This is a genomic window from Mumia flava (assembly GCF_002797495.1).
In the GTDB taxonomy this organism is placed as follows: domain Bacteria; phylum Actinomycetota; class Actinomycetes; order Propionibacteriales; family Nocardioidaceae; genus Mumia; species Mumia flava.
The window spans coordinates 610,522-623,981 of sequence record NZ_PGEZ01000001.1 but is presented as its reverse complement, the minus strand read 5'-3'; the positions used below and the strand labels follow the sequence as shown (position 1 = coordinate 623,981).

Annotated in this window: 12 protein-coding genes; 10 read left to right on the top strand and 2 right to left on the bottom strand. The window is 72.6% G+C overall.

Going from position 1 to position 13,460, the window contains the following annotated elements:
- Positions 1 to 120: 120 nt before the first annotated feature.
- The 7 genes from CLV56_RS02950 (at position 121) to CLV56_RS02920 (ending at position 8,299) form a co-directional block, all read left to right on the top strand.
- Positions 121 to 1,485, top strand: a complete 1,365-nt coding sequence (locus CLV56_RS02950) for an ammonium transporter (protein WP_100414366.1) — start codon at positions 121 to 123, stop codon at positions 1,483 to 1,485.
- Positions 1,482 to 1,820, top strand: coding sequence for a P-II family nitrogen regulator (locus CLV56_RS02945; RefSeq protein ID WP_039348636.1), 339 nt, complete (start codon positions 1,482 to 1,484; stop codon positions 1,818 to 1,820). The genes CLV56_RS02950 and CLV56_RS02945 overlap by 4 nt, the downstream gene beginning before the upstream one ends.
- Positions 1,754 to 4,084: a [protein-PII] uridylyltransferase gene (locus tag CLV56_RS02940; RefSeq protein ID WP_100414365.1), complete on the top strand. Its 2,331-nt coding sequence runs from the start codon at positions 1,754 to 1,756 to the stop codon at positions 4,082 to 4,084. Before CLV56_RS02945 ends, CLV56_RS02940 begins: the two co-directional genes overlap by 67 nt.
- Before the next feature lie 97 nt (positions 4,085 to 4,181).
- Entirely contained in the window at positions 4,182 to 5,756 is a 1,575-nt protein-coding gene (gene ffh / locus CLV56_RS02935; RefSeq protein ID WP_039348640.1) for a signal recognition particle protein, read from the top strand.
- A gap of 76 nt (positions 5,757 to 5,832) precedes the next feature.
- The gene (locus CLV56_RS02930; protein WP_039348643.1) at positions 5,833 to 7,041 is read left to right on the top strand and encodes a CaiB/BaiF CoA transferase family protein; all 1,209 of its coding nucleotides are present in this window, start codon (positions 5,833 to 5,835) and stop codon (positions 7,039 to 7,041) included.
- Positions 7,041 to 7,724, top strand: coding sequence for an isochorismatase family protein (locus tag CLV56_RS02925; protein ID WP_100414364.1), 684 nt, complete (start codon positions 7,041 to 7,043; stop codon positions 7,722 to 7,724). Before CLV56_RS02930 ends, CLV56_RS02925 begins: the two co-directional genes overlap by 1 nt.
- On the top strand, positions 7,721 to 8,299 hold the full coding sequence (locus CLV56_RS02920) for a hypothetical protein (RefSeq protein WP_039348646.1): 579 nt from the start codon (positions 7,721 to 7,723) through the stop codon (positions 8,297 to 8,299). Before CLV56_RS02925 ends, CLV56_RS02920 begins: the two co-directional genes overlap by 4 nt.
- 81 nt (positions 8,300 to 8,380) lie before the next feature.
- Here CLV56_RS02920 and CLV56_RS02915 read toward each other — a convergent pair whose 3' ends face one another.
- On the bottom strand, positions 8,381 to 9,808 hold the full coding sequence (locus CLV56_RS02915) for an MFS transporter (protein WP_039348649.1): 1,428 nt from the start codon (positions 9,806 to 9,808) through the stop codon (positions 8,381 to 8,383).
- A 74-nt stretch (positions 9,809 to 9,882) separates the two neighbouring features.
- Between CLV56_RS02915 and CLV56_RS02910 the strand changes: the two genes are divergently transcribed.
- The 3 genes from CLV56_RS02910 to CLV56_RS02900 all read left to right on the top strand — a co-directional run bounded on the left by CLV56_RS02910 (position 9,883) and on the right by CLV56_RS02900 (position 12,645).
- Positions 9,883 to 11,577, top strand: a complete 1,695-nt coding sequence (locus tag CLV56_RS02910; protein ID WP_100414363.1) for a nitrilase-related carbon-nitrogen hydrolase — start codon at positions 9,883 to 9,885, stop codon at positions 11,575 to 11,577.
- 67 nt (positions 11,578 to 11,644) lie between these two features.
- On the top strand, positions 11,645 to 12,337 hold the full coding sequence (locus CLV56_RS02905) for an energy-coupling factor ABC transporter permease (RefSeq protein WP_039348652.1): 693 nt from the start codon (positions 11,645 to 11,647) through the stop codon (positions 12,335 to 12,337).
- Positions 12,334 to 12,645: a PDGLE domain-containing protein gene (locus CLV56_RS02900; RefSeq protein ID WP_039348653.1), complete on the top strand. Its 312-nt coding sequence runs from the start codon at positions 12,334 to 12,336 to the stop codon at positions 12,643 to 12,645. The genes CLV56_RS02905 and CLV56_RS02900 overlap by 4 nt, the downstream gene beginning before the upstream one ends.
- A 102-nt stretch (positions 12,646 to 12,747) precedes the next feature.
- Here CLV56_RS02900 and CLV56_RS02895 read toward each other — a convergent pair whose 3' ends face one another.
- The gene (locus tag CLV56_RS02895; RefSeq protein ID WP_100414362.1) at positions 12,748 to 13,458 is read right to left on the bottom strand and encodes a GntR family transcriptional regulator; all 711 of its coding nucleotides are present in this window, start codon (positions 13,456 to 13,458) and stop codon (positions 12,748 to 12,750) included.
- Positions 13,459 to 13,460: the final 2 nt, after the last annotated feature.

Below are 13,460 nucleotides of genomic sequence, written 5' to 3'. Positions count from 1 at the left end.
GAAACGTGAATACGCCGACCACGAAACGTGGCGCCGTGAATCTGGCACACAACGAAGCCGCTCGACGGACACCGTGGTTCGCGCGCCGGCACTGGATTGAAACCTAACCCTGGAGGTTCCATGGACACCGGCCACGCTGCCTGGCTCCTGACTTCCGCGTCGCTCGTGCTCCTGATGACGCCGGCTCTGGCGTTGTTCTACGGCGGGATGTCGCGGACCAAGTCCATCTTGAACATGATGATGATGTCGTTCAGCGCGCTCGGCATCGTCATGGTCGTCTACGTGCTGTGGGGCTGGTCGATGTCCTACAGCAGCACGGTGGGCGGGTTCTTCGCCAACCCGTTCGAGCTGTTCGGGCTGAGCGGCGGCGACATCGACTACATCGCGGTCGCGTTCCAGGCGACGTTCGCGATCATCACGGCTGCGCTGATCTCCGGCGCCCTCGCGGACCGCGTGAAGTTCTCGTCCTGGCTCGTGTTCGTGCCGATCTGGGTCACGCTCTGCTACTTCCCGCTCGCCCACATGGTCTGGGGCGGCGGCTTCCTGTCGGACTCCCCGGACGGCCTCGCGGCGATGATCCTCGGCACGACCGACGGTGCGGCCACGGTCGCCCCGGTCGACTACGCCGGCGGCACGGTCGTCCACATCAACGCCGGCATGGCCGCGCTCGTGCTCGTCATGATCATCGGCAAGCGGATCGGCTTCGGCAAGGAGCCGATGCGTCCGGGCAACCTGCCCTTCACCATGCTCGGCGCGGGCCTGCTGTGGTTCGGCTGGTTCGGATTCAACGTCGGCTCGTACGTCGACGCCACCGGGGTCGAGCCGATCTCGTCGGGTGCCGAGGGCTTCGCCGAGAACTCCATCGCCTACGCGACCGCGTTCGCCTCCGAGACCGGCCTGGTCTGGGTCAACACCGCGGTCTGCACCGCGGCGGCGATCCTGGGCTGGCTGATCATCGAGAAGATCCGCGACGGCAAGCCGACCTCGCTCGGCGCCGCGTCCGGCGCGGTCGCCGGTCTGGTCGCGATCACCCCGGCCTGCGGCTCGCTGAGCCCGGTCGGCTCGATCATCCTCGGCCTCGTGGCCGGCGCGCTGTGCGCCCTGGCGGTCAGCCTGAAGTACAAGTTCGGCTACGACGACTCGCTCGACGTCGTCGGCGTCCACCTGGTCGGCGGCATCGTCGGTACGCTCGGCATCGGCTTCCTGGCGACCAGCGGCGGCCTGTTCTACGGTGACGGCATCGACCAGCTCGTCGTCCAGTTCGCCATCGCCGTGTTCGCCATCCTCTGGACCGGTGTCTTCACCGCGATCCTCGGCTTCGCGATCAAGGCGATCATGGGGTGGCGGATCTCCGACGAGGACGAGGTCGACGGCATCGACTTCGCCGAGCACGGTGAGACCGCGTACGACCTGACGCCGTCGACCGGCGCGGCGCGGCCGACCCGCCAGACCACCACCACCGCCCCCGAAGGAGCCAAGGCATGAAGCTCGTCACCGCGGTGATCAAGCCGCACAAGTGGGAAGAGGTCCGTGAGGCCCTCGAGACCTTCGGCGTCACCGGCATGACGGTGACGGAGGCCAGCGGCTACGGCCGGCAGAAGGGCCACACCGAGGTCTACCGTGGCGCCGAGTACGACGTCTCGCTGGTGCCGAAGATCCAGGTCGAGATCGTGACCGAGAACGAGGACGTGGCCGACGTGGTCGACGTCATCGTCAAGGCCGCCGCGACCGGCAAGATCGGCGACGGCAAGGTCTGGGTCGTCCCCGTCGACTCCGTGGTGCGCGTGCGCACCGGGGAGAAGGACGAGGCCGCGCTCTGACCGAGGAGCTCAGCGCACGGCGCCGGTCGAGGGCCTCGGCCACCGACCGGCGCCTGCGCGACTGCTTCACCAAGGCCGTGGCCGAGACCGGGCATCCGGGTCTCGGCCACGGCCTCGCGCTGGTCGCGGTCGGCGGGTACGGCCGGGCGGAGCTGTCGCCGTCGAGCGACGTCGACGTGGTCCTCGTCCACCCGGGTGACGCCGATGCCGTCGCCGTCGACGAGATCGCCCAGCGGATCTGGTATCCACTGTGGGACGACGGCGTCGACCTCGACCACGCGGTGCGCACCGACGCCCAGATGATCGAGACGGCGGAGGCGGACGTCCGTGCGGCGCTCGGGATGCTGGACGCCCGCCCGGTCGCGGGCGACTCCTCGGTCGTGGTCGCACTGCGCTCCCAGGTGCTCGCCGGGTGGCGCCGCGACGCCCGCCGTCGGCTGCCGGAGCTCGAAGCGGCCTGGCGCGACCGGGTGGAGCGGGTCGGCTGGCTCGCGCAGTCGGCGGTCATGGACCTCAAGGAGTCCGGCGGCGGGCTGCGCGACGGCGTCGTCATGCGTGCGCTGGTGGCGACCTGGTTGGTCGACGTGCCGCACCGTGAGCTGGAGGCGCTGCGCGCCGCGATGCTCGACGTCCGCGACGTGCTGCACCACGTCACCGGCCGGCGGACCGACCGGCTGACCCCCGAGCTCGTCGCGGACGTCGCCGCCGAGATGGGCTTCGCCCCCGACCAGCTCGACCACCACGTCCGCGATCTGGGGCGTCGCACGGCCCACCTTGCGAGCACCACCTGGCGCCGCGTCGACGACGTGCTCGCGTCACGGCCGCGGCGGCGCAGCGGCTCAGGACCCAGGCTCGACGAGATCGCTCCCGGTGTCGCCGTCGTCGACGACGAGGTCGTGCTGACGGGGTCGGCCGACCCGGCGACCGACGCCCTCGTCTCGCTGCGCGCCGCGTCCGAAGCCGCTCGTCGCGGGTTGGCCCTGTCCGCCCCTTCGGCGGCACGGCTGGCGCACGGCGCCGTGCCCGGACAGCCGTGGCCCGCGGAAGCGCGCCGCCTGCTCGTCGAGATGCTCACTGCAGGCCGTGGACTCCTCGGGGTCTGGGAGGAGCTCGACCTGGCGGGTGTGGTCGACCTGTGGCTGCCGGAGTGGGCGCCGATCCGGCTGCGCGGATCGACGTCGCCCGTGCACCAGTGGACCATCGACCGGCACAGCATCGAGACCTGCGTCAACGCCACCGCGCTGATGCGCACCGTCGCCCGCCCCGACCTGCTGGCTGTGGCCGCTCTCCTGCACGACATCGGCAAGGGCGTGCCGGGGGACCACAGCGAGGTCGGTGCGCCGATCGCCGAGCGGGTCGTCCGGAGGTGGGGGTTCCACGCCGACGACGCAGCGGCGGTCGGCCGACTGGTCCGCCTCCACCTCGTGCTGCCCACGGTCGCGACGCGGCGCGACATCGAGGACCCGGACACCGTGGTCGCGGTTGCCGACCGGATCGGGGACACCGAGACGCTCGACCTGCTCGCGGCGCTGACCGAGTCCGACGCGCGAGCGACGGGCCCGAGCGCCTGGACAGCCTGGCGCGCCGGGCTGATCCGCGGCCTCGTCGCCAAGGTGCGAGCGGTCCTCGCCGCCCAGGAGGACGGGCGCGAGCCGCGGGTCGACGACTACGCCGGCTGGCCGGCCGCCGAACCGCGGCCCGACGGCGACCTGGGCGGTGAGCCGTTCGTGGTCGCCACGCGCCCGCACCACGACGGGACGCTGATCCGGATCAGTGCTCCCGACCGTCGCGGACTGCTGGCCGACCTGGCCGGGGCGATCGCCCTCGCCGGCACGGACATCCGCTCGGCGCGCAGCAGCACCGACGACGGCGTCGCCACGAGCATCTGGGAGGTTCCGGACCCGTCGTTGAACGAGCGCCGCCTCACCACCCGGGTCCGCCAGGTGCTCGCCGGCGACCTCTCGCTGGAGTCGCGGCTCGGGCTGACCGAGGCGGCACCCGGGATCGCGCCGCAGGTCCTGCTCCACGCGCGCTCCTCGACGTCGGCGACCGTGATCGAGGTGCGTGCGGCCGACCGTCGGGGCCTCGTCTGGACGTTGTGCAGCACGATCGCGGCGGCGGGTCACGAGATCCGCTCCGCGCACCTGTCGACGTTCGGCCCGCAGGCACGCGACGTCCTGTACGTGGTGGGCGAGGACGGTGCCCCGCTCGACGAGGCCGCCGCGCAGGCGCTGACCGCCCGCCTCGCGGCGCTCCCGCTGTGACGCTCCGCCGGTCGGGTATTGGTGGCCTGCCGTTAGGCTGGACGGTGCGCCGACGCCCGGCGCGACTGAGCATCGCGACACCTGAGGACCGGCTGTCTTGTTCGACACACTCCAGAACCGCCTGCAGACGACCTTCCGCAACCTCCGCGGCAAGGGAAAGCTGTCCGAGGCCGACATCGACGCCACCGCGCGGGAGATCCGCGTCGCGCTGCTCGAGGCCGACGTCGCGCTCCCGGTGGTCAAGGAGTTCGTCGGTCGGGTCAAGGAGCGCGCTCGCGGCGCGGAGGTCAGCCAGGCCCTGAACCCGGCCCAGCAGGTCGTCAAGATCGTCAACGCCGAGCTGGTCGAGATCCTCGGTGGCGAGACCCGCCGGCTGCGGCTGGCGAAGACCCCGCCGACCGTGATCATGCTCGCCGGCCTCCAGGGTGCCGGCAAGACCACGCTCGCCGGCAAGCTCGGCCTGCACCTCAAGGAGCAGGGCCACGCGCCGCTGCTCGTCGCGGCCGACCTCCAGCGCCCGAACGCCGTGAACCAGCTCCAGGTCGTCGGCGAGCGTGCCGGCGTGGACGTGTACGCCCCGCAGCCCGGGAACGGCGTCGGCGATCCGGTCGTGGTCGCGACCGACGCCCTGACCGAGGCCCGTCGTACGCTCCACGACGTCGTGATCGTCGATACCGCCGGCCGGCTCGGCATCGACGAGGAGCTGATGAAGCAGGCCTCCGACATCCGCGACGCGGTGCAGCCCGACGAGGTCCTGTTCGTCGTCGACGCGATGATCGGTCAGGACGCGGTACGCACGGCCGAGGCCTTCCTCGAGGGCGTGGACTTCTCGGGCGTCGTGCTCTCCAAGCTCGACGGTGACGCTCGCGGCGGTGCGGCGCTGTCGATCGCGCAGATGACCGGACGCCCGGTGATGTTCGCGTCGAACGGCGAGAAGCTCACCGACTTCGACGTCTTCCACCCTGACCGGATGGCCTCGCGCATCCTCGACCTCGGCGACATGCTCACGCTGATCGAGCAGGCCGAGAAGGCGTTCGACGCGGAGCAGGCCGCGAAGGCCGCCGAGAAGCTGACCGGCAAGGGCGGCGACTTCACGCTCGACGACTTCATGCAGCAGATGCAGGCCGTCCGCAAGATGGGCTCGCTCACCAAGATCCTCGGCATGCTGCCCGGGGCCGCGCAGTTCAAGGACCAGCTCGCCGACTTCGACGAGCGGGAGATCGACCGGATCCAGGCGATCATCTCGTCGATGACGCCGGCCGAGCGCCACGACCCGAAGATCATCGACGGGTCGCGCCGCTCTCGGATCGCGCGCGGGTCCGGCACCCAGGTCAGCGACGTCAACCAGCTGGTGGACCGCTTCTTCGAGGCCCGCAAGATGATGAAGCAGATGGCCAAGGGCGGTGGCGTGCCCGGGATGCCCGGCATGCCGGGGATGCCGGGGATGGGCGGCAAGCGTGCCGGTGCCCGCCAGCAGGCGAAGAAGGGCAAGGGCAAGGGCCGCCGGGTCTCCGGCAACCCCGCCAAGCGCGCTGCGGAGGCGAAGGCCGCGCAGGAGAAGCAGCAGGACCCGAGCGACGGCGCGTCCGCGTTCGGCTTCGGCAACCAGCAGCAGGGCGCGCAGTCGGCCTCCGACCTCGAGCTCCCCAAGGAGATCAAGGACCTCTTCTGACCCACCGGGTCCGGGGTCGGTCGTTCTCCCTCGGGTTGCTCTATGCCGTAGAGTCTATCTGATATACGATCTACCCATGCCAATCGAGGAGACGCCCGGGCCTCTCGCCGGGGTGCGCGTCGTGGAGGCCGGTCAGCTCCTGGCCGGCCCGTTCGCCGGTCAGCTGATGGGTGACCTGGGGGCCGACGTCGTGAAGGTCGAGCCCCCGGGCTCGGGCGACCCGATGCGTCAGTGGGGACGCGAGAAGCCGCACGGTCACTCGCTGTGGTGGCCGGTGGTCGCGCGCAACAAGCGATCGGTGACCCTCGACCTGCGACGCGAGGAGGGCCAGCGGCTGTTCCTGCGCCTCGTCGAGCACGCCGACGTCGTCCTCGAGAACTTCCGTCCGGGCACGCTGGAGCGCTGGAACCTCGACTACGACCGCCTGCGCGAGCACAACCCCGGGATCATCCTCGTCCGGGTCAGCGGCTACGGCCAGACCGGGCCGTACTCCGGGCGCGCCGGGTACGGCTCCATCGGCGAGGCGATGGGAGGACTGCGCTACATCACCGGCGAGCCGGACCGTCCGCCGTCGCGCACCGGCCTGTCGATCGGCGACTCGCTGGCCGCCACCCACGCGACGGTCGGGACGCTGGCCGCGCTGCTCCACCGCGAGCGCACCGGTCAGGGGCAGGTCGTCGACAGCGCGATCTACGAGGCGGTGCTCGCGATGACCGAGAGCCTCGTGACGGAGTGGGACGTCGCCGGCTACCAGCGCGAGCGGACCGGCCCGATCCTGCCGAACGTCGCACCGAGCAACGTCTATCCGACCGCGGACGGGCACGCGATCCTGATCGCCGCGAACCAGGACACCGTGTTCCGCCGGCTCGCCGCGACCATGGGCGAGCCGGAGCTGGCCGAGCTCCCTGCGTACGCGACCCACGGTGCGCGGGGCTCCCACCAGGAGGAGCTCGACCAGCGGATCGCGGACTGGACCGCCAAGCACGACGCGGATGCGCTGCTCGACCTGCTGCACGAGGCGGGCGTCCCTGCCGGGCGGATCTTCCGCGCCGAGGACATGCTCGCCGACCCGCACTACGCCGCCCGCGACGCGGTGGTGCGCGTGCCGGACCCGACGTTCGGGACGTTGGCGATGCCGAACGTCGTTCCCCGCCTCTCGGCGACGCCGGGCAGCGTCCGCTGGACCGGTCCGACGCTGGGGGAGCACAACGAGGCGGTGTACGGCGACCTGCTCGGCCTGGACGCCGACGAGCGCGCGGCGCTGGGTGCGGCCGGGGTGATCTGATGCCCGCCGACAGCGACCGCGGGGTCGATCCCGGGGCCGACTACCGCGGAGCCGGGTTCCTCGGCCGGCTCGGCGCGGGCGTCCGTCCAGCGGTCCTGGTGGTCGACGTGGTCGAGGCCTACCTCGACCCGGACTCGCCGCTGTCCGACTCGGGCGGGCGGTTCGAGGCGGCCCGTCGGGCGACGGCGGACCTGGTCGCCGAGGCTCGCACGGCCGGCGTCCCGGTGGTCTTCACCGAGGTGCGGCTCGTGCGCGGCGGCGCCGACGGCGGCCTGTTCCGGGTCAAGGTGCCGGCGCTGGCGGCGTTCGAGGAAGGATCGCCGATGGCGCGCTTCCCCGACGACCCGGCGCCGCAGGACGGTGAGGTCGTCGTCTCCAAGCAGTACGCCTCGGCGTTCTTCGGCACCTCGCTGGCCTCCACGCTGAACGCCTGGGGGATCGACACCGTGCTGATCGCCGGGTTCTCGACGAGCGGATGCGTCCGGGCCAGCGCGACCGACGCGCTCCAGCACGGCTTCCGGCCGCTCGTGGTCGCCGACGCCTGCGGCGACCGCACCGCCCAGATCCACGAGCGCAACCTCTTCGACCTCGACGCCAAGTACGCCGACGTGGTCGGCCTCGACGACGCGCTCGCGTACGTGCGCCGGACCCGTCCCGCCCCCGCAGAAGGAGCAGCACGATGATCGAGCAGGACCTCAGAGACGACGACGTGGAGTGGATCGGCTTCGCGCCGGCCGGAGCGGACCAGAAGGCCGAGCTGGTGATGCTCTACCAGTCGGCCGACGCGACCCGACGAGCCGTGCTGGTCCGCTTCCCGGCGGGCTGGGAGCGCACGATCACCGGGCACCAGCCCGCGGGCGAGGAGATGGTGGTCCTGTCCGGCGCGCTCGCGATGAGCGGCCGGACCTGCACCCCCGGGACCATGCTCGTCGTCACGCCGCGGGCGACCCGGTCGGCGACCGCGACGCCCGAGGAGACCAGGGCAGTCGTGTGGTTCAGCGGCGCCGCAGGTGGCTGGAGCCCGACCGAGTCCGACGAGCCGGGCGAGGTGAGCCTCCGGCCGCTCGAGCCCGGAGTCGTGCGGCCGGCGACGCCGGGCCTGTCCGGCTCGGTCGAGGTGGTCGACGGCTCGACCCTGACCACCTTCGAGGTCGAGGTCGACCTGATCAGCCCCGGCGAGGGGCGCTGGTTCCACCTCGCCGCCGGAGAGCGCGCCCCCGGGCTCGCCGGCGACGTGGTGGTGCGCCGCTGGGACTGAGCTCCCAGGCGACGCAGGAAGGGGGCTGCCCGCCGGGCGGCCCCCTTCGTCGTTCCCGCGTACGGCGGGCGTCGCGTGCGCTCAGCGGCCCGCCAGCGCGCGCTCGGCGTCGCTGTCGTAGGACGTCGCAGCGAACCGCAGCACGAGCACGCTCGCGAACAGCGGCGGAACGAGCGCCAGGAACGCGGTGTTGATCGACCCGGTGGCGTCGGAGACGGCGCCGATCAGCAACGGGCCGACCGCGCCGCCGAGCGTCAGGAGGAACTGGACGAGTGCGAACCCGATCCCGCGCTGGTCGGCCGGCACGACGTCGGCGGATGCGGCCGTGAGGTTCGGGATCGCTCCGGCGAAGCCGACGCACGCCAGTGCGACGAGGGCGATCCGAAGGCCGAGGCCGGGCAGCAGCACGACGGCGGTGATGGAGATCGCGCCGAGCAGCAGGAAGACCAGGCTGACCCGGATCCGCCACCCGTCCCGCACCCCGTGGAACCGGTCGCCGATCCGACTGCCGAGGAGGATGCCGATCACGATCCCGGTCCCGCCGACGGCCCCGGCGAGGCCGGCCGCGGTGTCGTACGCCAGCGACTCGGTCCGCTCGAGCAGCGTCGGCAGCCAGTAGAACAGTCCGCCGAGCCCGAGGTAGAGCAGCGCGAGGCTGATGATCACACCCCGCAGGGTCCGGATCCGCAGCAGGGCCCGGGCCTCCGCGACGACGCCCGCGCGGACCGATCGTTCGACCTCGGACTCCGGTGCCGACGGGTCCGCGTTCGTGCGGGCCCGCAGACGATCGATCCGGTCGCCGATGCCCCGGATCGGCTCGCGGAGCGTGAGGACGAGCAGCGCGACGAGCACGCCGGGCACCGCGATCACGAAGAACACCGCCCGCCACCCGAGCGCGTCCGCCACGGCGCCTCCGAGCGCGACGCCGACCGGCAGACCGAGGTAGTAGCCGGCTCGCTCCAGGCCGTACGCCTTGCCGCGCGCCTGGCCTGGGTAGTAGTCGGCGAGCAGGCTGGAGGCCGGGGGGTTGTACAGCTGGCCCGCGGCACCGAGCATGATCCGGGTGACGAAGAACAGCGCGAACGTCGTCGCCAGGCCGCTGAGCACCGAGCAGACGGCCCAGGCGAGGACGACCAGCGCGATGATGCCGGTGCGCCGCCCGGTGTCGGCGAGCCGTCCCGCCGGGAGCAGGAGAACCACGCCGGCGACGGCCGCGGCCGTCGGGATCGCGCCCGCCCAGGTGTCGCTGAAGCCGAAGTGGTCCTGGATCGCCGGGAGCGCACCGGCGACGAGGTTCACCTCGACACGGTCGATGAAGGCGACCAGGGCGACCACGGCCGCTGCCCACCATCCGAAGGGAGCGGGCCGGTCCAACGGCACGAGGGTCTCCCCGCGTCCGGCGAAGGCGTTCAGCCGGGCCGTGCGTCCGCCGGCCCCACCGGCGTCGCCGGGGGTCGCCTCCGTCGCTGCTCCCGGTGCCTCGGGGTCCTGCGGGGGGTGCTCGCTCACGTCTGGCTCCTCTCACCCTGATCGGGTTGGGCGAAAGTCTAGGGGAAAATCATAGAAGGATATATGGTTTGCCCATGACAGTTCGTGTTGCCGCCGTGCAGCTCGCCGCCACCGAGGACGTCGAGGAGAACCTCGCCGCCGCCGTCCGGCTCGTCTCCGACGCCGTGGCCCGGGGCGCTGAGCTGGTCGTTCTCCCCGAGTTCGGGAACCACGTCTCGTGGTACACCGACCGGGCCCACGCGCGGCGGATGGCGGAGACGCTCGACGGACCGTTCGTGACGACCCTCGCCGAGCTGGCAGCCCGCCACGGCATCCACCTCATGGTCAACTGCACGCTGGCCCGCGCGGACGGACGGACGACGGGGACCAACGTCCTGATCGGCCCGGACGGCGGGGTCCTCGCGACCAGCGACAAGCAGGTCCTGATGGGGAGCGAGCGAGACCATCTGGACCCCGCGACCGCACCCTCGCCCGTGGTCGAGACACCGCTCGGACGGATCGGGTTGTACTCGTGCATGGACGGGGTGATCTACGAGACGCCGCGCATGCTCGCGGTCGACGGGGCGCAGATCCTGCTGAACAGCGTCAACTCCTTCGCCCTCGACGAGGCGAGCCTGCACGTACCGGTGCGCGCGGTCGAGAACGGCGTCTGGGTCGTCGCCGCGAACAAGGTCGGCCCGCTCGTGCCCGACCACAGCATCCACGCGGTCGCCGCCGGCGTCGGGGTCCCGGTCGACATGCTGCACGGAGCAGGGGAGAGCCAGATCGTGGCGCCCGACGGGACGGTCGTCGCGATCGCGCCGCGGGCCGGCGAGGCGGTCGTCGTCGCCGACATCGACGTGGCCCTCGCCGACGCCAAGGCACGGCCGGACGGCACCGACCCGATGGCAGGGCGCAGGCCCGAGCTCTACCGGCCGATCGTCGAGGCCCCGCGCGGTCGTACGGCGCCGGCCGGCGCCGCTGCGCTCACGGCGGCGGTGGTCTGCCCCGGACCCGGCGACGACGCGCTCGCCGGACTGCGCTCCGCGGTCGCCGGCGGTGCTCGCCTGGTGGTGCTCCCTGAGCTCGCGGCGTGGTCGGACGGGCGCGTCCCCGCCGCCGGCGGCGCCGGCGCGTTCGGCCTCGCCGACGTCGTCGAGGCACTCGACGGCACCGATGCCGTCGCCGTGTGGTCCGAGCGGGACGGCGGCACCCACCTCGGCCTCGCGGCGGACGCCTCCGGCGTGGTCCTGCGCCAGCCGCAGCTGCACGCGAGCGCGCGGCACGAGGACTGGGTCTGCGAGCTCGGGGACTCCGTGACCGTGGTCGACGTGCCCTGGGGCCGGCTCGCCGTGGTCGTCGGCGACGACGCCCTCTATCCCGAGACCTTCCGGCTCGCGGCGCTGGCCGACGCCGACGTGGTCGCCGTCCCTTTCACGACCACCGCCGCGCGGGACCTCGACCTGATGCTGCTCGAGCGTGCCGCGGAGAACCGGCTGAATCTCGCGGTCGCCTCCCGTCCGGGTCCCCATGGCGCCGGCATGCTGGTCGGTCTCTCGTCCGACTTCACGCTCTGGGCGTCCTGGGCCAACCCGTTCGCCGGCGTGATCAGCCGGCCCGACCCCGTCCTCGCGCGCGCTCCGGTGACCAGCGCCGTGCTCCGTCCGGCCTGTGCGACCAACCGGATGGTCACCCGGGGCACCGACGTGGTCGACGGACGGCCCTGGGACCTGGCCGCGGTGCTCGTCCGGCCCCACGCTGCCGCCGGTCCGAGCAGGGCCGGCGCGTGAGCGCGCCCGTGAGCCCCGCACCCGAATCCTGTCCGAACGCAACCCCGTCCGACTGAAAGGTCTCGACATGCACGTCCCCGATGGATACTTCGACGCCCCGACCGCCGTGGCCACGACGATCGCCGCGACCGCGATCGTCGGGCAGGCGTTCACCCGCGCCCGACGTGAGCACCACCAGCAGCACGCCGCCGGCATGATCGGACTCGTCACGACGTTCGTCTTCGCCGCCCAGATGGTCAACTTCGCAGTGGGGAGCGGGACGAGCGGACACCTGATCGGCGCCGCGCTCGCGGCCGTTCTGCTGGGGCCCTGGGCGGCGGTGCTCAGCATCACGCTCGTCCTGACGGTCCAGGCGGTGCTGTTCGCGGACGGGGGCATCACCGCGCTCGGTGCCAACGTCGTCCTGATGGCCGGCGTCGGCGTGGCGGTCGGCTGGGGTGTCTTCCGGCTCGCGCGGGCCGTGCTCCCGCGCCGGCCCGCCTCGGTCCCGGTCGCGGGCGCGCTCGGTGCGCTGGTCTCGGTGCCCGCCTGTGCGCTGGCGTTCGCGGCCCTGTACGCGATCGGCGGCACCCACGACGTGGCCCTCCCGGACCTGGTCGCGGCGATGGTCGGGTGGCACAGCCTGATCGGGCTCGGCGAGGCGCTCGTCACGGGCGCGGTGCTGGCGGGCGTGATGGCCCTGCGTCCCGACCTGGTCCGCGGTGCCGACGACCTCGCGCCCGCGGCGCGGGACCGTTCGGCCGAGCAGGTCGTGGCATGAGCGCCGCGCGGATCTCCACCCGGACGTTCATCTGGGTCGCGCTGGCGGTAGCGGCGGTCCTGGCCGGAGCGGTCTCGCTCGCGGCGTCGGGCAGCCCGGACGGGCTGGAGTTCGTCGCGGGTCGGCTCGGGTTCGACGCCGCCGCGACGCCGCACCTGCTCGCGGGCCTGCCGACGGCGGACTACGTCGTCGGCGGAGTCTCCGACGCACGGATCTCCGGCGCGGCGGCCGGGCTGCTCGGCTGCGCGGTCGTGGCAGCCGCCGGCTTCGGTCTCGACCGGCTGCTGCGTCGCGGAGCGACCGACTGAGCTTCCGGGCCCGCGTTCACGGGTCGGGCCCGGAAGCACGGAGGCCCGGTCACCACCTGGTGACCGGGCCTCCGTCGTCCGTCGGCCTCCGGGCGGCGGCGATCAGGCCGAGTCCGCCACGTCGCTGCGGGCCTCGAGCGCGGCGTGCAGAGCCTGCTCGCTGCCGTTGAGATGGTTGATCCAGGAGTCGCGGAAGCCCTCCGCGTCGCGCACCTTCGCGAGCTCGAGCAGCTCGCGGTGCTCGTTGATCCGCTGCTCCTGGGTCTCGGGCGACTGGTCGAGGCTGGACATCAGCAGGTGGAGGTAGCGGTCGGCCGAGTGCCACAGGAGCTCCAGCACGTTCTTGTCGACGTTGCCCATGACGTCGGCGAGCAGGGTCTCGTGGAAGGCGTGGTGCGCGGCCGCGAGCGTCGCCGGCTCACGCTCGATCGAGACGTACTCCTCGAGGGCCTCCTCGGCCTCCGCGAGCAGCTCCGGCGTCATCGTCCGACCGGCCTGGAGCGCGAGGTCACCCTCGATCAGGCGGCGCAGCCGGTAGATGTCGGTGAGGTCGTCGGCGCTCAGCGCCGCGACGAGAGCGGAGCGACCGGGGCGCAGGCTCACGATCCCTTCGCTCTCCAGGCGCCGCAGGGCCTCGCGTACGGGGATGTGGCTCACGTCGTACAGCTCGCAGAGCTCGACGATCGAGACCGACGAACCGGGCTGGATCTCGCCCGTGAGGATCGAGGCGCGCAGCTCGTCGGTGACGCGGTCGACGAGTGAGACGTGGGCGATCGGCCGGGACGTCCGGCTGGATCGGCTGCGTCGTGCCATGC

What these genes read in the sequence shown, in the direction of transcription:
- CLV56_RS02945 (WP_039348636.1), top strand. Translation starts at nt 1,482, where the DNA reads ATGAAGCTCGTCACCGCGGTGATCAAGCCGCACAAGTGGGAAGAGGTC.
- CLV56_RS02895 (WP_100414362.1), bottom strand. Translation starts at nt 13,458, where the DNA reads ATGGCACGACGCAGCCGATCCAGCCGGACGTCCCGGCCGATCGCCCAC.
- CLV56_RS02905 (WP_039348652.1), top strand. Translation starts at nt 11,645, where the DNA reads ATGCACGTCCCCGATGGATACTTCGACGCCCCGACCGCCGTGGCCACG.
- CLV56_RS02920 (WP_039348646.1), top strand. Translation starts at nt 7,721, where the DNA reads ATGATCGAGCAGGACCTCAGAGACGACGACGTGGAGTGGATCGGCTTC.
- CLV56_RS02950 (WP_100414366.1), top strand. Translation starts at nt 121, where the DNA reads ATGGACACCGGCCACGCTGCCTGGCTCCTGACTTCCGCGTCGCTCGTG.
- CLV56_RS02925 (WP_100414364.1), top strand. Translation starts at nt 7,041, where the DNA reads ATGCCCGCCGACAGCGACCGCGGGGTCGATCCCGGGGCCGACTACCGC.
- CLV56_RS02900 (WP_039348653.1), top strand. Translation starts at nt 12,334, where the DNA reads ATGAGCGCCGCGCGGATCTCCACCCGGACGTTCATCTGGGTCGCGCTG.
- CLV56_RS02910 (WP_100414363.1), top strand. Translation starts at nt 9,883, where the DNA reads ATGACAGTTCGTGTTGCCGCCGTGCAGCTCGCCGCCACCGAGGACGTC.
- CLV56_RS02930 (WP_039348643.1), top strand. Translation starts at nt 5,833, where the DNA reads ATGCCAATCGAGGAGACGCCCGGGCCTCTCGCCGGGGTGCGCGTCGTG.